Source organism: Mycobacterium sp. NPDC051804, from assembly GCF_044452905.1.
Classification (GTDB): domain Bacteria; phylum Actinomycetota; class Actinomycetes; order Mycobacteriales; family Mycobacteriaceae; genus Mycobacterium.
In genome coordinates this window covers 988,164-1,008,426 of record NZ_JBITCD010000002.1, presented here as the reverse complement: position 1 = coordinate 1,008,426, position 20,263 = coordinate 988,164, and the positions used below count along the sequence as shown (strand labels likewise).

Annotated in this window: 21 protein-coding genes and 1 pseudogene; 13 read left to right on the top strand and 9 right to left on the bottom strand. The window is 63.5% G+C overall.

Annotation, left to right across the window (positions count from 1 at the left end):
- Window positions 1-6: 6 nt before the first annotated feature.
- Window positions 7-618 carry a TetR/AcrR family transcriptional regulator gene (locus ACIA48_RS10590; protein WP_163689453.1) on the bottom strand — a complete coding sequence of 204 codons (612 nt, stop codon included), beginning with the start codon at window positions 616-618 and terminating at the stop codon, window positions 7-9.
- Between the two features lie 267 nt (window positions 619-885).
- On the opposite strand from ACIA48_RS10590, the pseudogene ACIA48_RS10585 reads away from it, so the two are divergent.
- Window positions 886-1,640: pseudogene (locus ACIA48_RS10585) on the top strand (SDR family NAD(P)-dependent oxidoreductase).
- Between the two features lie 2 nt (window positions 1,641-1,642).
- Here ACIA48_RS10585 and ACIA48_RS10580 read toward each other — a convergent pair.
- The 6 genes from ACIA48_RS10580 to ACIA48_RS10555 all read right to left on the bottom strand — a co-directional run bounded on the left by ACIA48_RS10580 (window position 1,643) and on the right by ACIA48_RS10555 (window position 7,322).
- A complete protein-coding gene (locus ACIA48_RS10580; protein WP_396730449.1) occupies window positions 1,643-2,776 on the bottom strand; it encodes an acyl-CoA dehydrogenase family protein in 1,134 nt (377 codons plus the stop codon).
- Window position 2,777: 1 nt separating this feature from the next.
- Window positions 2,778-3,446, bottom strand: coding sequence for a nuclear transport factor 2 family protein (locus ACIA48_RS10575; protein ID WP_396730447.1), 669 nt, complete (start codon window positions 3,444-3,446; stop codon window positions 2,778-2,780).
- Window positions 3,443-5,068 (bottom strand): class I adenylate-forming enzyme family protein, encoded by a 1,626-nt coding sequence (locus ACIA48_RS10570; RefSeq protein WP_396730445.1) that lies wholly within the window; start codon window positions 5,066-5,068, stop codon window positions 3,443-3,445. The genes ACIA48_RS10575 and ACIA48_RS10570 overlap by 4 nt, the downstream gene beginning before the upstream one ends.
- A gap of 64 nt (window positions 5,069-5,132) precedes the next feature.
- Window positions 5,133-5,879 (bottom strand): SDR family NAD(P)-dependent oxidoreductase, encoded by a 747-nt coding sequence (locus ACIA48_RS10565; protein ID WP_396730443.1) that lies wholly within the window; start codon window positions 5,877-5,879, stop codon window positions 5,133-5,135.
- Window positions 5,869-6,492, bottom strand: a complete 624-nt coding sequence (locus tag ACIA48_RS10560; protein WP_396730441.1) for a TetR/AcrR family transcriptional regulator — start codon at window positions 6,490-6,492, stop codon at window positions 5,869-5,871. Before ACIA48_RS10560 ends, ACIA48_RS10565 begins: the two co-directional genes overlap by 11 nt.
- 5 nt (window positions 6,493-6,497) lie before the next feature.
- The gene (locus ACIA48_RS10555; protein WP_396730439.1) at window positions 6,498-7,322 is read right to left on the bottom strand and encodes a MaoC/PaaZ C-terminal domain-containing protein; all 825 of its coding nucleotides are present in this window, start codon (window positions 7,320-7,322) and stop codon (window positions 6,498-6,500) included.
- Window positions 7,323-7,420: 98 nt separating this feature from the next.
- On the opposite strand from ACIA48_RS10555, the gene ACIA48_RS10550 reads away from it, so the two are divergent.
- From ACIA48_RS10550 to ACIA48_RS10505, 10 genes are all read left to right on the top strand, one after another.
- Window positions 7,421-8,494 carry an LLM class flavin-dependent oxidoreductase gene (locus ACIA48_RS10550; protein WP_396730437.1) on the top strand — a complete coding sequence of 358 codons (1,074 nt, stop codon included), beginning with the start codon at window positions 7,421-7,423 and terminating at the stop codon, window positions 8,492-8,494.
- A gap of 4 nt (window positions 8,495-8,498) precedes the next feature.
- A complete protein-coding gene (locus ACIA48_RS10545) occupies window positions 8,499-9,665 on the top strand; it encodes an acetyl-CoA acetyltransferase (protein ID WP_396730435.1) in 1,167 nt (388 codons plus the stop codon).
- Window positions 9,662-10,066: a Zn-ribbon domain-containing OB-fold protein gene (locus ACIA48_RS10540; protein WP_396730433.1), complete on the top strand. Its 405-nt coding sequence runs from the start codon at window positions 9,662-9,664 to the stop codon at window positions 10,064-10,066. Before ACIA48_RS10545 ends, ACIA48_RS10540 begins: the two co-directional genes overlap by 4 nt.
- A 3-nt stretch (window positions 10,067-10,069) precedes the next feature.
- The gene (locus ACIA48_RS10535) at window positions 10,070-10,465 is read left to right on the top strand and encodes a nuclear transport factor 2 family protein (RefSeq protein ID WP_396730431.1); all 396 of its coding nucleotides are present in this window, start codon (window positions 10,070-10,072) and stop codon (window positions 10,463-10,465) included.
- A 61-nt stretch (window positions 10,466-10,526) separates the two neighbouring features.
- Window positions 10,527-12,548, top strand: a complete 2,022-nt coding sequence (locus ACIA48_RS10530; RefSeq protein ID WP_396730429.1) for a pyruvate dehydrogenase complex E1 component subunit beta — start codon at window positions 10,527-10,529, stop codon at window positions 12,546-12,548.
- The gene (locus ACIA48_RS10525; RefSeq protein ID WP_396730427.1) at window positions 12,545-12,772 is read left to right on the top strand and encodes a biotin/lipoyl-containing protein; all 228 of its coding nucleotides are present in this window, start codon (window positions 12,545-12,547) and stop codon (window positions 12,770-12,772) included. The genes ACIA48_RS10530 and ACIA48_RS10525 overlap by 4 nt, the downstream gene beginning before the upstream one ends.
- On the top strand, window positions 12,769-13,632 hold the full coding sequence (locus tag ACIA48_RS10520) for an enoyl-CoA hydratase/isomerase family protein (protein ID WP_396730425.1): 864 nt from the start codon (window positions 12,769-12,771) through the stop codon (window positions 13,630-13,632). The genes ACIA48_RS10525 and ACIA48_RS10520 overlap by 4 nt, the downstream gene beginning before the upstream one ends.
- On the top strand, window positions 13,629-14,600 hold the full coding sequence (locus ACIA48_RS10515) for an NAD(P)H-dependent flavin oxidoreductase (protein WP_396730423.1): 972 nt from the start codon (window positions 13,629-13,631) through the stop codon (window positions 14,598-14,600). Before ACIA48_RS10520 ends, ACIA48_RS10515 begins: the two co-directional genes overlap by 4 nt.
- On the top strand, window positions 14,597-15,397 hold the full coding sequence (locus ACIA48_RS10510; RefSeq protein ID WP_396730421.1) for an enoyl-CoA hydratase/isomerase family protein: 801 nt from the start codon (window positions 14,597-14,599) through the stop codon (window positions 15,395-15,397). Before ACIA48_RS10515 ends, ACIA48_RS10510 begins: the two co-directional genes overlap by 4 nt.
- On the top strand, window positions 15,394-16,164 hold the full coding sequence (locus ACIA48_RS10505; RefSeq protein ID WP_396730419.1) for an enoyl-CoA hydratase/isomerase family protein: 771 nt from the start codon (window positions 15,394-15,396) through the stop codon (window positions 16,162-16,164). The genes ACIA48_RS10510 and ACIA48_RS10505 overlap by 4 nt, the downstream gene beginning before the upstream one ends.
- Here ACIA48_RS10505 and ACIA48_RS10500 read toward each other — a convergent pair.
- A complete protein-coding gene (locus tag ACIA48_RS10500; RefSeq protein ID WP_396730417.1) occupies window positions 16,130-17,332 on the bottom strand; it encodes an acyl-CoA dehydrogenase family protein in 1,203 nt (400 codons plus the stop codon). The two genes, ACIA48_RS10505 and ACIA48_RS10500, sit on opposite strands and share 35 nt — an antisense overlap.
- A gap of 2 nt (window positions 17,333-17,334) precedes the next feature.
- Complete coding sequence (locus ACIA48_RS10495) at window positions 17,335-18,147, bottom strand: enoyl-CoA hydratase/isomerase family protein (RefSeq protein ID WP_396730415.1); 813 nt, start codon at window positions 18,145-18,147, stop codon at window positions 17,335-17,337.
- Between the two features lie 97 nt (window positions 18,148-18,244).
- Here ACIA48_RS10495 and ACIA48_RS10490 point away from each other — a divergent pair, with 97 nt between their 5' ends.
- Both ACIA48_RS10490 and ACIA48_RS10485 read left to right on the top strand, forming a co-directional pair.
- Window positions 18,245-19,441 carry a cytochrome P450 gene (locus ACIA48_RS10490; protein WP_396730413.1) on the top strand — a complete coding sequence of 399 codons (1,197 nt, stop codon included), beginning with the start codon at window positions 18,245-18,247 and terminating at the stop codon, window positions 19,439-19,441.
- Complete coding sequence (locus tag ACIA48_RS10485) at window positions 19,438-20,238, top strand: enoyl-CoA hydratase/isomerase family protein (RefSeq protein ID WP_396730411.1); 801 nt, start codon at window positions 19,438-19,440, stop codon at window positions 20,236-20,238. Before ACIA48_RS10490 ends, ACIA48_RS10485 begins: the two co-directional genes overlap by 4 nt.
- The last annotated feature ends 25 nt before the right edge of the window (window positions 20,239-20,263 follow it).

Sequence of the window (20,263 nt, the reverse complement as noted above, 5' to 3'; positions counted from 1 at the left end):
GCGGTGTCAGCGCAATCCGTTGACGGCGAACTTTTCGACGTACTTGCGGACGGTGTCGGGCTTGGACATGTCGAAAGTCTGCGCTTGATTGACCGTGGAGAACGAGTAAATGATCCTGGCCAGCCACTCGCTGGCGGCGGTGACGTCAATGCCCGCGCCGACCTCGCCGCGCTTCTGCGCTTCGCGGACATAGGGCACCAGGAACTCCGTGGTACGCCGGACCGCGGAATCGCCATCGGAGATCATGTGGCGCATCAGCTCTGAGTCATCGGCCATCAAGCGGTTGCGGGTGCGGTGGTCCAACAGGATGATCGCGTGAGTCTCGGCCATTGCGCCGAGCTTCTCCGCGAGGGTCGACTTCTTGGCCATGGCCGCGGCGACCTGCTGATAGAACTTCTGGGCGCCGAACTCGATCGCCGCATCGATCAGAACGTTGCGGTCCTCGAAATACCGGTAGACCGTGCCCCGCGAGACATTCGCCATTCTGGCGACGTCCTGCACGCTGGTGCGGTGGATGCCCAACTGCGTGAAGCATTGGTTGGCCGCCTCCAGGATCTGATCCTGACGGTCGTGCTCGTCTTGCGTTTCGATGTCGGCCGTGGCCCGTTGGGTCGCCATCCCGCTCCTTGTCCGGTAGGGCCTGCTAGACGGCTCGTACGGGCCCCTGCCAAATAACCAATGCTACGCGACATGGCGTGTTCCGGTGCGCTGCCACGACACGGCTGTGTCGCCCTCAGCTGTGGTAGCAGTGCTCGGGTTGCTAATCAATATGACATAGTGCGTCCTATTGTTCAGTAGTTCATCCAGTAATCGGATCCGGAGGTCAGAAGCGTGGAACTCGGACTGGAAGGCCGCAACTACGTGCTCGTCGGCGGGACAACCGGCATGGGATACGGCGCGGCGCGGGCGCTGGCCGCCGACGGTGCAAACGTCGCCTTGCTCGCGCGCGACGGCCAACGAGCCGAGGAGCGTGCACAAGAACTCACGACAGAGTTCGGAATCCGCGCCGTCGGGATCGCCGTGGATGCGACCGAGAGCGGAGGAGCGGTTGATCGCGCCGTCGACCGCGCGGCAGAAGAGCTGGGCCCACTCCGAGGACTTGCCGTCACCGCAGGACCAATGAACCAGCAAGGTCCTTTCCTCGAACACGGCGACGACTCCTGGGATTGGTACTACCAGCTCATTCTCATGGCAACCGTGCGATCGTGTCGCGCGGTCATCCCGCACTACAGCGAAATGGCGGCGGCACCATCGTCACCACCGCCGCATATTCGGTACGAGCACCCAAGATTCTCATCCCGCCGTACAACGCGCTGAAGGCATCCGTGCTGACACTGTCCAAGATCGTGGCGAAAACACACGGCCCCGAAGGAATCCGGGTGAACGTGGTGTGCCCCGGCCTGTTCGACACCGAAACGAACGACCACATAAGAGAGCATCGGGCACAGCAATACGGTGTGCCGCTCGAAGATGCGATCTACACCCACCTGTCGAGCAATCCCGACTGGAATATGAGAGTGGCGCTGGGCCGCGGGGGAAGACCGCACGAGGCAGGCGAACTCATCGCGTTCCTACTCGGTGACCGGGCAGCGTACATGACCGGTGCCGTCATCAACATCGATGGCGGCACCGACTTCTGAACTCAGACGCCGATGCTGTCGGCCAGCAAGCCGCGGTGGTAGCCCGCGTCGCCGAGGAGCATCGCCGACGATTTCGCGCGCTTGAAATACATATGAGCGGGATGCTCCCACGTGAAACCGATTCCGCCGTGTAACTGGATGTTGGCCGCCGCCGCGCGGGCGTAAACGTCCGAGCAGTACGCCTTGGCCAACGCTGCTGCGGGTTCGAACTCGGCGGGAAAGTGATCGATGGCGTGGACCGCGTATTGCGCCACGCCTCTCGCGCATTCGATGTCCAGCATGAGGTCGGCGCAGCGGTGCCGGATGGCCTGGAAAGAGCCGACGGCTCTACCGAACTGGGTGCGGACCTTGACATAAGAAACCGCCTGATCAAGGCACCGTTGGGCTCCACCCACTTGTTCGTTGGCCAACGCCGCCGTCGCCTGACTCAGCGCGCGGCTCAGTCCAGGCCACGCATCCTCACCGCCGATGCGCACCGCAGCGGTGCCGGCGAACTCGACAACGGCTTGGCGGCGCGTCGGGTCGAGGCTGGACTGTTCTCTGCGCACGAGGTCATCGGTGTTCTCGACGGCGAAGAGGCCAATGGTGTCGGAGTCGGTGCGGGCTACTACGAGTACTAGATCGGCGATAAACCCGGCTGGTACATAGTGTTTGGCCCCACGCAGTATCCATCCCACCCCGCTTTGGCGGGCCGTCGTCCCGATGCCGTCGCGATCCCAACGGCCGGACCGCTCGGTAAGTGCCAGGGTCGCGATGGTCTCGCCCGATGCGATGCCGGGAAGGTAGCGCTTGCACGCGTCGTCGTCACCGGAACACAGGAGCGCGACTGCGGTGAGCACCGCTGACGTGAAGTAGGGGCCGGGAACCAGCGCCCGGCCCATCTCTTCGAGCACCATACCGAGTTCGGTGAAGCCGAATCCCTCGCCGCCGTACCCCTCGGGAATGATCAATCCCTGCAGTCTGAGCTGATCGGCCATGGCTTGCCAGATCGCCGAATCGAAGCCGCTGTCCGACTCCATGACGCGGCGAACCTCGGATTCCGGTGAGTGGTGTTCGAGGAAGGCGCGCACAGTCGATCGGAACTCGCGCTGGTCGTCTGTGAGCGTGAAGACGGTGCAATCGGAGTCGTTGGTCATGTCATCCGTTCCTCGGATCGTCGGCGCTGCGACCTGTGGGACTGACGCGCGGGGCGGAGTCGCTTCGGCGCAACGCCTGCAGCCATTCGCCGACCGGCGGCGGCGCGGGGACGGGAGTCTCGAGCCGCCCCGGATCGGCTGACCAGAATTCCGCCCAGCTTGGGAACGCGTCGTGGAACTTTCCTTCGTGCGCATTCGTGTTGGGCCAGCGCATCTTTTCGGGACCAAGCGGAGGACTGGTGATATCGGTCTGATACCAGAACAGCGGAGTCCGTCGAGCAAAATACCAACGGCTGTCGCGTCGTTCATACGCATCCAGATAGGCAAGCAGTTCGATCACCCATGTCGTCTCGGTTTCGAGATCGTTGCGCGAGTACACGAGGCCGGTGGCGTGGTCGGCGTCATGGACGTCGATGACATGTGCAAGCGGGCCGTGTGCGCTACCCAGCAGGTCGTGTCGCATCTCGGTGTCGTACCACTGACGCAACGCCTCCCGCCCACGACGTTTTCCCGGCACTCCGACGTCCTCGACGAAGAGGTTGGCGACAGCATTGAGGTCACGCATGTCCAGAGCCACAGCGTATTTGGCTGCGAGCTGGCGGATTTCGTCGAGCGCTTCGAGACGTTCGATACGTGCAGCGAGCGCTTCGATCGTGTTTTTGGCAGTCATTCGAGTGCGCCCGATGCCAACAACGTGCCAAGCGCGACCTTGTCGATCTTGTTTGTGGTGGTGTACGGCAGATCGTCCGCGTCGGGCAGCATCACCCACTTCTTGGGCACTTTGTAGGCGGCAAGTTCCTTGCGGCACTGTGCGGCCAGAGCGTCGGCCGACAGGTCGACGCCGTCGTCGAGCACCACTACGGCACTGACCAGCGCGCCCTTCGCGGGATCGGGCAGCCCAACGACATAGGCGATCCGTACGCCTTCGATTCTGCTCAGCGTTGACTCCACCTCGATGGGTGCCACGTTGGCGCCGGAGGTCTTGATCATGTCGTCGGTGCGTCCCGCGAAGTAGAGGTGGCCGTCGTCATCTCGATAACCTGCGTCGCCGGTGTGATACCAGCCATCGACATCGAATACGTCCCGATTACTGCGTCCGACTATGCCGCGCATCATCGCCCAACCGCGCACACAAATCTCGCCGGAGACCCCGTTGGGCACTTCCTGATCGGTCTCGTCGACCACCTTGTGCTCGTAACCGGGTGCCGAAACCCCAAGCGATCCGCGCTTGTATTCCGGCACCTGCTCATGGGGTGGCCACCAGGTGTGTGAGCTGCAGGTCTCGGTCATCCCGAGTTGTCGAACTCGCAGTGACGGGTCAGCGGCGCGCCGTTCTGGCGGCAGCAGCACCTGCTGGTAGCCCTCGCGTAGGGCGGACAGATCGGTGGTCGCAAAGTCGGGATGGTTCGTCAACGCGGGACCGACGTGGGGAAAGCCAGTCGCGTAGGTCGCACGTTCGGTCGCCAGCAGCCGAAGCACGTCACCCGGCTCGAACCGATGCTCGGTCAGGACCGTCACTCCGATCTGCATCGGTCCTAGAAGCCCGAAGATCAGGCCGCCGACCCAAAAGAAGGCCATCGGAATATAGACGCGGTCGGTGGGGTCCCATTCGTGCTGGCTCGCGATGAAACGCGAATGCGCGATAGCAGTGTGTTGAGAGTGGATGACGCCCTTGGGATTCGACGTACTCCCCGACGTGTAGATGATGACCATGTCATCCGTCTCGCGCACCGTCGACTCGCAGACGTTCAGGAAGGAGTGCGTGACCGGGTCAGGCCAGCCCTGGGCATCCGGGGCCAGCGAAAGCACATTGCGCAAGTGCGGCAGCCGGTTGGTGAAGACCGGATTCGCGCCGCCGGGGGCGACTCCGGTGGCCTCTTCGAGACGGGCCTCGACATCCTTGCCCAGCAGCGTGGGCACCGACACGACCGTGTGGATGTCGGCGTCGCGAAGCAGCCATTCGAGTTCGGGCGGCTGGAAGAACGTGTTGATGGGTACCGCCACCGCTCCGATTCGGGTGGTCGCAAGGAATGCGACCGCGAAATCGGGACCGTTGGGCGCGAGGATGCCAATCCTGGCTCCTTTGGTCACGCCGGCGGCGAGCAGTCGGCGCGCCATCTGCGCCGACTGCTCGTCCGCTTCGGCGTACGTGATTCGCTCGTCGGTACCGGTTCCGTCTGAAGATACGACGAAGTCACTGGGACCGAATCGCTCGACGAGTTCGGCGAGCATTGCCGGTACGACAGCCGCATAGGGGAGTGGGTCGTAGGCGAATGTGCGGGTCGAACTCACCCTGGCCACCTCGATGGGGCTGAACAGATTAGCAATGGATGTCTCATCGTACAATGAATCCCTGTCATGGCATCCATTGCCCTCCGGACACCGAGATCATTTGACCGGTGATGTGCTTGGCTGACGGGGAACACAGGAATGCGACCGTCTTGGCGATGTCGGCGGGCTCACCGATGGATCCGGTCAATGTGGTGGCACGCATGATTTCCAGCTCGGCATCGCTCTTTCGCGATAGCAACCATGGTGTGGCGGTGGTCCCGACCACCACCGTGTTGACGCGCACCCCAAGCGGACCGAGTTGCACGGCCATCAGCCTGGAAAGGCCCTCAACACCGGCTTTGGCCGCGGCGTACGCAGCCGGCCCGGTACGGACACCGTGCGCGGATACCGAACTGATGTTTATGATCGCGCCGGATTTCTGCTCGACCATCTGGCGCGCGCAGACCTGCGCCATGATGAAGGTACCGGTGAGGTTGACCCCGATTATTCGGTCCCAGTCTTCGTCTGTCTGGTCGAGAAACGTTGCCGGCAATGTCATCCCCGCGTTGTTGACCAGCGCCCGAATCGCGCCGTGAGAGGCCGCGAGCGCGCCGAGTTCGTGTTCCACCGCATCGCGGTCGGTAACGGACAACTCGACCGGAATGATCTGGCCGGAGCGGACGGTATCTCTGTCGGCGGTCTTGGCCAGCGCTTTGGCGTTCACATCGACCACAGCCACCCGGTAGCCGGCCTCGACAAGCTCATCGACGATCGCCTCGCCAATTCCTCGGGCGCCGCCGGTCACCACCGCCAATCCCCGGTCATCCGACACGACTACGCCGATCTTCCTTGACAAGCCGCTCAATACGATCGATGGACGGTTGGAGCAAGACGACCGCCTGGCTCATCGTGGCCACCAGATCGCCACGTCCATCGCCGGCCACCCAGGTGTCGATGGCGGCGCGATTGGCTCCGTTGACAACGGTGGCCGCCAAGCGGGGCCGCAAATCCGAGTCGGCGTCGGTATCCAGCCACCGCCCAACCTCGAGGGTCATCTGGTCGATCCAGTCATCGTTGATCCGCAGTCGCGTCGCGCGCAACGCGGGATGGCTCGCGTACAGCCGGGCCCGCACCACGAAGATCTCGGGCTGCGTGGTGATCGCTTCGGCGACGGCGGCCGATGCCTCGGCCAGGGCACCCCACAGTGTGGTCGAGCGGGAATTTCGAAATCGCCGGGCGGCCTCGTTGAGTCTTTCGGCGTATCCGTCGAAGAGGATGTCATCTTTGGTCGCGAAATGGTGGAAGTACGTCCGCGGCGCGACGCCTGCGACAGCAGCGATCTGGTCGACAGTGGTGGCGTCGTAGCCGCGCGTCTCGAAGAGTTCGACCGCTGCGGCGATTAGCGCCTCCCGGTTGCGTTGGCCGCGCATCCGTCGTTGATCCATGAGCCTCATCCTCGCAAGGTCGCGGTGCCTGCCGACAGGGCTACGACCGAACCCTGACTGGTGCGGAACTGAAATTTGGTGCCGCACCGCCAGATTTCTGTTCTCAACGGCGCGTCGAGCATCACCGGTTTGGCGAATCGACAGCTGATCGACTGAAGCGCCGCGGGATCCCCCCCGCCAATACCGTTGATCAAAGCGCGCGCGGAAAAACCGAACGTGCACAGGCCGTGCAGAAATACATCGTCGAAGCCCGATTTCTTTGCGGCAGCGGGATCGATGTGCAGCGGGTTGCGGTCACCGCTGAGCCGGTATATGGCGGCTTGTTCCGGCCGCACCTCGTCGGTGATGGTGACTTCCGACGGCCCGGTGGGCTCCTCTGCGGACGCGGGGCCGCGGTCTCCGCCGAATCCGCCGCCTCCGAGCACCATGGTCTGTCCCACCGCGACGAAGAGTTCGCCATCGGCGTCGCTGCCGCGGGTCGTGACCTCGACCGCGGCGTGTTTGCCTTTGTCCCACACCGCGGTGACTTCTCCGGTCACCGCCACCTCACCGCGGGGTTGCAGCGGACGAGACACCGACAACGACTGTCCGCCGTGCACGATGGGAAAGGAACCAAGATCGAGGACGCTGCGCAGATCCTTGACCGCCCACCAGTTCGCCAGCAGGGCGAAGGTCGGCAGCACCGCGGGACCGCGCCGTTCGTCGAGGAGGGTCAGCTCGTCCGGCGGCCGGGCCCCTACTCCGAGTGCATAAAGGATGGTGTCGGCTTCCGTCCACGCGAACGTCGTCGAATCGAGCTTGGTGCCCACTGCATTTGCGTCGAGGCTCAACGCAACCTCCCGATGATCGAACTGAACGCATTGACGATATATGTTCAATCGTGCAATATAGTCGCAGTAACTGCAACTAGTTTCTAGGAGCGATCGCAATGAAGTTCGGCGTGTTCATCCTCGGCGACAAGCCCAATCACCTTTCGGACCAGCAGGTCTTCGCCAACGTGCTGGAGGAGGCGCGCTGGGCCGAGGAACTGGGATACGACGAGGTCTGGCTGGCCGAGCACCACTTCTCGCCCTACGGCATGCTGGCCGACCTCCCGTTGGTTGCGGCGGCGATCGCCGCGCAGACCGACCGGATCCGTATCGGTACAGCGTGTATGGTCAGCCCTTTTCACAATCCGATCCAGCTCGCCGAGCGCATCGCGATGGTCGATGTTGTGTCCGGCGGGCGGTTCGACGCCGGCTTCGGCCGTGGATACCAGGCCCACGAGTTCCAGGGCTTCGGCATTTCGATGGATGAGGCGACGAGTCGTTACCAAGAATGCGTCGACATCGTGAATCTTCTGCTCACCCAGGAGAATGTGAGTTACGAGGGCAAGTACTTCCAACTCGAGGACGTGACCATCTATCCGCGTCCAGTTCAACACCCCGTTCCGGTGTGGGGCACCGTGATGAAAACACCCTCGAGCTTCGAATGGTTAGCGGACAAAGGTTTTGGCGCGATCATCGGCAACCCCTACACAGTCGACCCGGACCTGCAGGGTGCGCTGGACATCTACTTGGAGATCCAGGCAAAGAAGGGTCTCGACGCCGCCACCGAGAACGTCTGGGCGCTGCTCAATGCGTTCTGCCACACCGATGACGGATTCGCGCGCACCTATCCGCGGGAAAGCGTGGAGCTCTCCATCGAGACTCATCTCAAATACTCGAATCCGTTCGAGCGCGGCGGTGAGATCCCAGCCGATTACAAGGCCTACTCGGATTGGTTCGAAAAGCACGACAAGCAGAGCTACGAGCAGGTGCTCAACTCGCACCTCACTTTGATGGGTGACCCCGAACGCATCATCACCAAAATGCAGACCGTCATCGATATGGGCTGGCGCAACATCATGTTGCGGATGTCGCGAGGTGGCGCCATGGACCGCGCCAAGGTCTATGAGTCGATGAAGCTCTTCTCTCAAGAGGTGATTCCGGCGGCGACCGAGCTCGCAGCAGCCCCGGCCTGACGCAGTGACGATCATTCGTGGTGCGGCGGCCATCGTCGGCGCCGCCGATGAGGTATCGCCCGACGGCGTCATCGATGTGTCACTGCGCCATCTCGAGGCGCGCGTCGTCCGGGCGGCACTGGCCGACGCTGGACTGACGCTCAAGGACGTCGACGGCCTGTGTTCCTGCACGGGCGGCACGTTGATGCACTCGGTAGAACTCGCCGAATATCTGGGAATCACACCGCGTTACACCGATGCGACGCAGACCGGCGGTGCCAGTTACGGGCTCTACGTCGAGCACGCGGCGGCCGCGATCGCGGCGGGACTCGCCGAAACAGTAGTGATCGTCTACGCATCGACGCCGCGCGCCGCGCGTAGACGAGGGGAAAAGGGGATGGGTGTGTTCGCCACACCCGAACGCCTCGAATGGGAAACGCCCTTCGGGGTGATGCTGCCGATCAGTGCCTATGCGCTGGCCGCGAATCGGCACATGGCCCAATTCGGGACCACCGCAGAACAACTCGCGCAGATTGCAGTCGACACTCGCAAGTGGGCTGCGCTCAATCCGCGCGCGCATCTCCAGGATGAGATCAGCGTGGATGATGTGCTGAATTCAGGCTTCCTCGCTGAACCGATGCACAAGTTGGAGTGCTGCCTGGTCACCGATGGGGCCGGCGCGATCGTGGTCACGTCGGCCGCGCGAGCGCGCGACCTGGCCAAACCCCCCGCATATGTGTTGGGGGCGGCCTCTGCCGCATCGCACACGATGATCTCGCAGATGCCTGATCTGACGATCACTCCAGGGGCGTTGTCGGGACCAGCGGCGTTTACTCAAGCCGGACTGACCCCGGGAGAGGTCGACGTCGTGCAGCTGTACGACTCGTTCACCGTCACAGTGCTGTTGGCCCTCGAGGATCTCGGCTTCTGCGCCAAGGGGGAGGGCGGCCCGTTCGCCGGTGACGGTGTGCTGGCCCCCGGAGGCGCGCTACCCGGCCAGACCACGGGTGGTGGACTGGCCTACACGCATCCCGGCGCCTTCGGCGCATTCCTGCTAGTCGAGGCTGTCCGCCAACTGCGCGGCGAATGCGGCGACCGACAAGTGGACGCAGATGTCGCCGTGGCGCACGGGACCGGTGGCGTGCTGTCGGCGACATCAACGGTGATCCTCGGAACGGAGGCAACGCTGTGAGCGAAGACGTTCCCGCCATTCCAGTGCCAGAGCCGAGCGCGGTGTCGGCGCCGTATTGGGACGCGACCAAGAACAGGACGCTGACAATGCAGCGGTGCGTGAATTGCCGACGAATGGTCTGGTATCCGCGCTTTGTATGCCCGCATTGCGGTGGCGGCGAGCTGGTCTGGGAATCGTTGTCCGGCCGTGGCGTCGTCTACGCGGTCAGCGTGCACCATCGTCCAGCGCTGGCTGCGCTCGCCGACAAGGTGCCCTATTCGGTCGTGCTCGTCGACTTGGATGAGGGTGCGCGAATCATGTCGAATGTGTTCGGTGCCCCGCCGCAGGTGGGGGACGAGGTCGACGTCGCGTGGGTGCCGCTGCCGGATGGGCGTAATCTGCCGACGTTCGAGTGCAGGTGAGTCGTGTCCCTGCCAGACGTCGAACTCCAGCGACGGCGTGAACAGCTTGTCCTACGACATGTCGCGGGCGAGAACGACCGCGATCTCGAAGCGATCATGGCGACGTTCACGCATCCGCGTTATGAAATCGTCCCGACCGGCATGGTCTTCGACGGGGACGAGCAGGTCCGTCAGATGATTCTGCGTCAGTGGGATGAGCTGCCTCGGCTGCATTACTCGGCCGAAGCCATTTTCCACTCTGCAGACGGTTTGGTCGTGGAGACCAGGACGACGCGTCCTGGTACCGCGGTGGACATGCTCAGCATCAACGTGTTCATCTTCCGCGGCGACGGTCTGATCCTGGAGCGCTGCTATTTCGATCGGATGCTGTTCGCCGCGCAGATGCAGGCTGCCATCTAACTGCACGATTGAACACAATTCGTCATATTGTAGAATTCTCGCCGACCCGGCAAGGAGTGTGATGACCGCTCAAACAGGCACTGAGACCTCGGCGCAGAGCCAAGAGCTCGCGGTCGCGTTCTATCGATTGATGAGCAAGGTCCAGCACGGTGACAAGCGCGTGCGCAAGGCGTTGTCCTCCGGCGAGGCGGCGATGAGCTACTGGCCGGTGGACGGCCAGGAGGCAATGTCGGCAGGCGCGATGCTCGCGTTGTCCGACGGAGACCAGCTGGTCACCACCTACCGTGGGCTCGGTGACGTATTGGCCAAGGGCATCGATCTCAAGGGCTATTTCGCCGAGATTCTCGGACGCCGCGACGGATTGTCGAAGGGCAAAGCAGGAGCGATGGGGATCTACGACCCCGCACACGGAATCGCGTGGACCACCGGCATCGTCGGCGCCGGCCCGCTGATCGCCAATGGCATCGCCTTGGCCGCTGCGCGCCGCGAGACCGGACAGGTCGTACTCGTCAGCTTCGGCGACGGCGCCACCAGCATCGGCTATGTCCACGAGGCGATGAACATGGCCGCGGTCTGGGCGCTGCCGGTGATCTTCTTCTGCCAGAACAACGCATGGGCCGAGGGCACCGCTTACGACCGTTACACACGCGCGGCCCGGCTCTCCGACCGCGCCCTGGGTTATGGAATGCCCGGTGTCACCGTGGACGGCACTGATCCACAATCGGTCTACGACGCGGTTTCGGCAGCGGCCGATCGAGCCCGCGCCGGAGCGGGCCCGACGTTCGTCGAGGCAACGGCCTACCGGCTGCAGGGCCATTATTTCGGCGACGCGATGGCTTACGCCGACCAGGACGAACTGGCGGCCAGGCGCGCGGACCCACCGTTCGCCCGATACCGTGCTCGGCTGATCGCCGACGGGACCGCAACCGAAGCAGAACTCGACGCCATTGACTCCGAGCTGATCGCAGAACTCGATGCAGCCTTCATCGCCGCTGCTGCTTCAGATCAACCTGACATCGACGAACTCACCCGAGATGTGTTCTCTTGCAACGGGTCGGAGCTTGCTGAACCCGGCCAGGTGCATGCCGTCCTGCCGGGCGGCGAGACCGAGGAAATGGGTCTCGTGCAGGCGATCAACAGGACACTCGACCGAGCGATGGCCGCCGACGACTCGATCGTTTTGCTCGGCGAGGACATCGGCGACCCGTCCGGCGGCGGCATGTTCAAAGTAACCGCCGGCCTCTCCGAGAAGTACGGCGAGGGGCGCGTGCTCGACACCCCGATCGCCGAATCCGCGATCGTGGGCGCGGCGATAGGTGCCTCGTTGGGCGGCCTGCGCCCGGTGGCCGAGCTGATGTTCATGGACTTCCTCGGCGTCGCGATGGACCAGATCGCCAACCACGCGGCCAAGGTGCGATACATGTCCGGTGGTCGCAAAGGTGCGCCGCTGGTGATCCGGACGATGGTGGGAATGGCTGCCGGGCCCCAACATTCGCAGGCGTTCGAAGCGTGGGCGATGCACACACCTGGGCTGAAAGTCGTCTGGCCGAGTACCGCCGCTGATGCCGCGGGCTTGCTGAAAGCATGTCTTTCCGACAATGACCCCTGCTTATTCGTCGAATCCATGAAGCTCTACTACGGCGGCGGCAAGGGTCCCGTACCGGTGGCCGACTACGTGATCCCACTGGGCCAGGCCGACGTCAAGCGTCAGGGATCTGACGTCACCATCGTCACGTATGGCGTCATGGTGCACGCGGCGCTGGAGGCAGCCGAAACGACGGCCGCCGAAGGGGTTTCGGTCGAGGTCGTGGATTTACGCACACTGGTACCGCTCGACCTGGAGACCGTTCTGAAGTCGGTCCGTAAGACCACTCGGTTGGTGGTCGCCCACGAATCGGTCGGGTTCTGTGGTCCAGGCGCCGAGATCGCCGCGGCGGTCGGTAACGAACTCTTCGGTGTGCTCAGCTCGCCGATCCAACGTGTGGCAGGGACGTACACGCCGATACCACGGGCATCCACGCTGGAAGCCGCCTGCCGCCCGGGCGCAGACCAGCTGATCGAAGCGATCAGGAGGATTTCGTGACAGAAGTGCGGATGCCCAAGCCGGGTGACGCCATCACCGAAGCCGAGATCACCGAGTTCTTCCACGAAGAGGGCGGCTCGGTCTCCGAAGGAGAGCCGCTGTACTCGATCTCCACCGACAAGGTCGAGATGGACATCGAGTCCCCGGCGACCGGCACAGTGTCGTGGAAGGTCGATGAAGGCGGTACCTATGAGGTCGGCGAACTCATCGCCGTCATCTCGTGACCGCCCTGCCACGCTGGGTCGATCTGGGCGCAGAAGAGCTTTCGGGGGATATCGACGGTGACACGCTCACGGTCACGATCAATCGGCCGGAGAAGCGCAACGCGCTGACCGCTGACGGGTATCACGGAATCAAGCGGGCGGCGATGATCGTCGCGGACGAACCCGAGCTGAGCTTTCTCGTCCTGACGGGCACCGGGGATGCCTTCTGCGCCGGCGGCGACATGAACGCTGTCGGCAACCCCGACCGACGGTGGGATTCATTCACCGAAGCGTATGACGCCACCCCGTTCGAGACGCTTGGAAAGATTCCGAAGATCGTCGTGTGCGCTGTCAACGGACTCGCGCTCGGTGGTGGACTGGTGATGACTCTCTACGCGGATCTGGTGATCGCCTCCGACAAAGCGAGGCTGCGCGTGCCCGACTTGACCCGCGGGGTCTACGAGGCCTTCATTGCCGCACGAATTCCACAACGGGTTGGCACCCTGCGTGGCAATCATTTGATTTACGGGAACGATTGGGTGGACGCCGACGAGGCGGAGCGGCTTGGGCTGGTCGGCAAGGTGGTCCCGCACGAGTCGCTGCTCGAGGAGACTGCCAGGCTGCTCGACCGGGTGCGCAACACCGGACCCGCGGCCCGCGCGGCGATGAAGAGGGAAATGTCGCGCGCACTCCCTCCTGTCGACGTATCGGGCTACTGGTCGTCGATGGGAACCGCAGAACAGATCGAAGCCTTCACTGCTTTCTTGCAGAAGCGTCCGCCGGACTGGCCGGCCGGCGCTAACCGTGACGCTTTCGTCGCTACTCGTCGACCGGCATGGATGCCGACCCCACCGCAGCATGAAGGGACCGAAATCAGTTGATCTCCACCAGGTTCACCGAAGCTTTCGGCATCGAACACCCGATCGTGCAGGGCGGTATGCAGTGGGTTGGCCGCGCGGAGCTGGCCGCCGCGGTATCGGACGCGGGCGGTCTGGGACTCATCACCGCGCTGACTCAGCCGACGCCTGCGGACCTTGCGAACGAGATAGCCCGTGCACGCGATCTCACCGACAAGCCGTTCGGGGTCAACCTCACCATCCTGCCCACGATTGATCCGCCGCCCTACGACGAGTACCGACAGGTGATCGTGGATGCCGGGATCAAGATCGTGGAGACGGCCGGTTCGAATCCGGGTCCGCATCTGCCGATTTTCCACGACAACGGCATCAAGGTGTTGCACAAGTGCACCTCCGTGCGGCATGCGGTCAAGGCCCAAAATCTCGGTGTTGATGGCATCAGCATCGACGGTTTCGAATGTGCGGGTCACCCCGGCGAAGACGACATTCCGGGCCTGGTCCTGATACCCGCGGCCACAAAGGAGATCGAGATCCCGATGATCGCATCCGGCGGGTTCGCCGACGGGAGGGGACTGGTGGCGGCGCTGGCATTGGGCGCTGACGGTATCAACATGGGGTCGCGGTTCATGTGCACCGTGGAATCGCCCATCCACCAGAGGGTCAAGGATGCGATCGTGTCGGGGACCGAACTGGGCACGGAGTTGATCTTCCGGACGTTGCGAAACACCGGTCGGGTGGCGAGCAACGCAGTTTCGCGCGAGGTCGTCGAAATTCTCAACCAGGGTGGTCAATTCGAAGACATTGCACATCTGGTCTCGGGTAAGCGCGGCGTCAAGGTGTACGAGACAGGTGATCTGGACGCCGGTATATGGTGGATCGGAACGGCGATGGGTTTGATTGACGATATCCCCACTGCCGGCCAACTGGTCTCACGAATCGTGGCTGACGCCGAGGCGATCATCAGCGAGCGACTTGCGGGCGCACTCCGATGACCGAATTCCCCACCGGCACATCAGAGCTCACGGGATGCGACGAGATCCTCGTCGCCAACGACGGTGCCGTCCGGATCGTCACCCTGAACAATCCCGGCAACGCCAACGCCGCGAACAACCGGATGCACGGCGCGTTCGCACGACTGTGGACTGCTCTTGGGGAGGACCCTGAAGCCAGGGCAGTGCTGTTGACGGGCACCGGCGATTTCTTCTCCGCAGGAGGCGATCTCGTCGAGTGGCTGCACACCCACGTGGAGAATCCCGTGACGCGTCGTGAGGGGATGCGTGACGCGCGGCGGATTGTGCGGGACATGATCGACTTCCCGCTGCCGATCGTGGCGGCGGTCAACGGGCCCGCGGTCGGATTCGGATGCAGCATCGCGGTGCTGTGCGACATCGTGCTGATGTCGGACCGGTCGTTCTTCGCGGACACCCATGTCGCAAGCGGCCTGGTGGCCGGCGACGGCGGTTCGGTGTTGTGGCCACTCTTGATGAGCCTGCTGAAGGCCAAGGAGTATCTGTTGCTCGGCGAGCGCATCAAAGCGGACAAGGCGGTGGAACTCGGGCTGGCGAACCGTGTGGTGCCGCATGACGACATCAAGGCCGAGGGTCTAGCACTCGCTCACCGGCTGGCCGCGCTACCGGCACGCGCGGTGCAGGACACCAAGCGAACGCTGAACCTGCACGCCGAGCGGGCAGTCACCGCGATTCTCGAATACGGAATCTCGGCCGAGACGGAGTGTTTCACCACACCCGAGCACCGCGCTGCGATAGACAAGTTTCTCGACAGATCATGACCGGCATACACGGGGCGAATCCGGACCCGTTGATCCTTGCCGAGGACCGCAACGGGATCGCGGTCATCTGGTTGAACCGCCCCGCGCAGCGCAACTCGCTGCGGTACGAATCCTGGTCTGAGCTGTCCTCCGCGCTGGCGTCTACGTCTGGCGCCCGAGGTGTCGTCATCGCCGGTACGCAGGGATTCTTCAGTGCCGGTGGGGATTTGAAGACAGGGCCAGCGCACGGCACCGGTCCGATGGGGCCGGCGGGCAGAGTGGAACACGCGCAGCGGGTCATGGAGGAACTCCGATCGGTCGGCGTCCCCACGGTTGCCGCGGTCGAGGGGGCCGCGATTGGCCTCGGCTGGAGCCTGGCCCTGTCCTGCGATCTGATGGTGGCCGCGCGCGATGCGTTCTTTTCGGCGCCGTTCGTCACGCGTGCGGTGGTCCCCGACGGCGGGCTGGCGTGGCGGCTCACCCAGCAGCTCGGCAGGCATCGCGCCTCGTCGCTGTTGTTGCGCGGCAACCGCTTGCCTGCCGAAGATGCGCATCGACTGGGACTGGTCACCGACCTAGCCGAACCCGGTGCCGCGGTCGATGACGCCGTCGCGATCGCTCGTTCGCTTGCCGACAGCGATCAGGGTGCGGTGGAGCTGACGAAGCGACTGATCGCCGCGGCGGAGGCCGCCCAACTGGCCGCGTTCCACCCGCTGGAGTTGGCGGTGGCCACGGTCGCGCAGCAGCGCTCGGCTAGCGAGGCAGCCCGAGGCCAGTGGTCGAGATGAGATCCCGCTGAATCTCGCTCGTGCCACCACCGATGGTGTGCAGCAGCGAGAGCAGCAGCCCCTCTGAAAAGTGCCCGTGCAGAACGGCATCGGGGTCACCGGGCATCAGCGCACCGGCTGGGCCGAGCAAGGTGGCGCCCAACTGACGCAGTTCCGCGGTCAGTTCGGAGTGATAGAGCTTCGACAGTGAGGGGAGCGCGGGATCGAGGGCACCTGCGGCCTGCTGATGGGCAACACGGTAGGACAGCGCGCGGCCGACCTCGACGCGCTCCACCGCATGCGCCAGTGCGAGCCTGCTGACCGGGTCGGCCAGCGGATCATGCGAGGAGCCTCGTTGAGCGTGGCACCAGTCCACCAGTTCGTCCAAGTAGCGCTGCGCCTGGGCGGCACGGGTCACATTGGAGCGTTCGGCGATCAGCAGGGCCTTGGCGACTTTCCAGCCATCACCTTCCGCGCCGACCAAATTGGCCGCTGGCACGCGCACCCCGTCGAAGAATTCCTCCGCGAACGTGGGATAACCGGTCATCGAGCGAATGGGCCGACGGGTGACACCAGGCGAGTTGAGGTCGACGAGGAAGAACGAGATGCCCGCCTGTCGTTTCTCCCCAAGTGGCGTGGTCCGGGCGAGTACGAAGATCCAGTCGGCGAGCACACCGTTACTGGTCCAGGTCTTCTGCCCGTTGAGTATGTATTCATCGCCGTCCCGTTGCGCGGTCATACGCAAGGCGGCGAGATCGGAACCCGCTTCGGGCTCGGAGTAGCCCTGGGCCCACATGCGTTCGGAGCGCGCAATTTTGGGTAGGTGTTCGGCTTGCTGCTCAGGCGTGCCGAACCGGAACAGCACTGGTGCCAACATGTTCACGCCGTTGGTGTTGACCACCGGCGCACCGGCGTAGGCGAGTTCCTCGCGGATCACCACCTGCTCGACGATCCCCAGTCCGCCGCCCTCGAACTGCGCGGGCCAATGCGGAACGAACCAGCCGCGTTCATGCAGCGCCTGGCAGAACTCGACGGCACGTTCGTGACCCTCCCGCGGCCAGTAGTCGGGATTGGCTGCGGTACGCCGGAATTCGTCAGGCAGATTCGCGGCCAGCCAGTCGCGGAGCTCCTCACGCAGCACGTCGATCCTGGGCCCACCTCCGAATCGGACGATCGGATTCAGCGGCACGGTCAGACCCGGTCCGACGGCTTAGCGGCCTTTTTCATCAGCTCCACCATGTAGTTCTGGAACTCCTTGGACCCAGTGACCACCGCTTGCAGGTCATTGCTGGCCTGTTGATGGGTGCGGAAGCCCATGTTCTCCCATGCGCGCAGGATGCCGGCCTTGGTTGCCTGCAACGTGATCAGCGGTGCCTTGGCGATCTTGGCCGCGAGTTCCTCCACCTCAGCCTCCAACTGGTCACGCGGTACAACGCGGTTGACCAAACCGAATTCAAGCGCCTCCTCCGCAGAGATCTTCTGCGCGGTGTACAGATACTCCGCGGCGCGCTTGTAATTCATGAACACCCAGGGCTCGAACATCGTCTCCGATCCTGGCAATCCGAATCCGGGCACCAACGGCATCTGGAACCAGGCGTCGTCGCTGCACACAGTGATTTCAGGGATGAGCGCCCAAGTCGTCCCACCGCCGATGGCGTACCCATGTACTTGCGAGATCACCGGTTTCGGAAACTCCCACAACTTGAGCACCGGCCACAGAAACAGCTGAGCGGCCGAACGCCAGACCTTGCCGGCGGCCTCCAGTTCGGCTTTGAACTCCGGATAGCTGCCGTCGGGTACGTGGCCCGAGCAGAATCCTTTGCCGTTGGCCTTGATGATGACCACCTTGATGTCGTAGTCGTATTGCGCATCATCAAGTGCAGTGTTGACGCTGTGCACCATCTCAGAGGTCTGCGCGTTGGCGCGCTCTGGGTTGTTGAGGATGATGCGCGCGATCGGCCCGTCCTTTTCGTACACGACGTGGTCTAACTCCCGCGTTTCCACCTGCTATGTCCTCCTCGACGGCGTCGTTCCGGGCGCTCTGATGGTAGTGCAATTAAACATATTATGTAATAGTGTTCTACTTGAGAGGACGGTGCCGATGACGACGACGGACCTGCGCTGGGACCCTTTTGACCGCAGCCTGCACGCCGAACCGTACTCGGTGTGGAAGCGGATGCGGGATGAAGCGCCGGTCTACTACAACCCGGAGTACGACTTCTACGCGCTGAGCCGGTTCGACGATGTCATGACGGCATCGCTCGACACAGAGGCGTTCTCCTCTGAGCACGGCATCACCCTGGACATGATTACCGACGATCCGTGGGGATCGCCCAAGGCGATGATCATGATGGATCCTCCGGATCACACTTCGCTGCGCAAGATGGTCAACCGCACATTCTTCCGGAGCAGGATCGCCAAGCTAGAGGACTACGTGCGCGAGTTGTGCCGCGGTTATTTGGATCAGTACGTGGGCGCCGACGGATTCGACTATGTCCGCGACTTCTCGGCCAAACTGCCGGTGATGGTGATCAGTTCGCTGCTTGGGTTTCCCGAGGAGGATCACGACAATCTCCGTGAGTGGTCCGACGCGCAGGTCCATCGCGACGAGGGCGAGTCGGAACGCAATGCGGCTGGCGACGAGGCCTCGGCGAAGTTGTTCGAGTATTACCGGCAGCAGATTGAACTGCGACGGCAGAATCGCACCGCCGACATCGTCAGCGATCTCATGGACTCCGACCTCGTCATGCCCGACGTCGACCCGCGCCGGCTCGACGACGGCGAGCTGCTCGTGTTCATCGCGATGGTCAATGTGGCAGGCAACGAGACCGTCGCACGCTTGCTCGGTTGGGCGGCGCTGACGCTCGCGCGCAATCCGGAGCAGCGTGCGAAATTGGTGGAGGATCCCGGACTCATCGGCGGTGCGGTCGAGGAACTGCTTCGCTATGACGCGCCGTCGCCGATTCAGGGCCGATATTCGCTGCGTGACACCAGCTATCACGACACCGTCATCCCTGCGGGATCCAAGGTCGCGCTGCTGACCGGATCGGCCGGACGCGATGAGCGTCAGTACTCAAACCCCGACACCTTCGACGTGACGCGCACCGGAATCCGACACATCAGTTTCGGACACGGCTCGCACTTCTGCCTCGGCGCCGCGCTCGCGCGCTTAGAGGCGCGTGTCGCGATCGAGGAGACGCTCAAGCGATTCGCGACCTGGGAGGTCAATGAGGCTGAGGTTGCTTATGTCCATACGAACTCGGTGCGCGGTCCGGCCAGCGTTCCCTTAGAGCTGTGACCACAGGACTCACGGTCCGGTCGGAGGCCGGTGTGCGGTGGTTGGTGCTCGATCGCCCCGACGTCGGCAATTCCGTCACTCGTGCGATGCAACGTGAGTTGATCGACAGTCTGGCCTCGGCGTCCGCGGATCCTGAAATTCGGGCCGTCGTTTTCACCGCAACCGGTGAACGGCATTTCTGCACAGGCCCGAACCTGCGCGACCCGAATATGCGGCCGAGCCAAGACCGGATCGCCGGTGATGCGGCCAGAATCCTGCGTACCGGATCTCAGGCGGTGGTCGCCGCGCTGCTGGATTGCGACAAGCCGGTGGTCTGTGCGCTCAACGGTGTCGCGGCAGGGGTCGGCGCCAGCATGGTTCTCGCATGTGACCTCATCGTGGCGGTGGAATCCGCGAAGATCATCGAGCTGTTCGTCCGTAGGGGTCTCGCGCCCGACGGCGGCGCTGCGTACCTCTTGACCCGGAAGGTGCCGTTCAACGTGGCCAAGAGGATGGTCTTGTTCGGTGAGGAGTTGTCGGCCACTGAAGCCCAACGGATCGGCCTCGTCAATGAGGTTGTCGCCGACCACGAGCAGTTACACCGCGTCGTATCCGAATGGGCGCAACGACTGGCGAGCGGGCCGACCCGGGCGTTGGCCGCAGCGAAGATGATGCTCAATCAGGCTCTTGATGTCGACCGAGCATCGGCGTTCGTCACTGAAGCGCTCTTGGTCGAGCAGGTGGCCGGCACTGCCGATGTCGCCGAAGGGGTGGAGGCCTTCAGCGAGAAGCGGGAACCGCGCTTCGAGGGCCGTTGACCTCACCGCTGACTTTGGCAGCCTA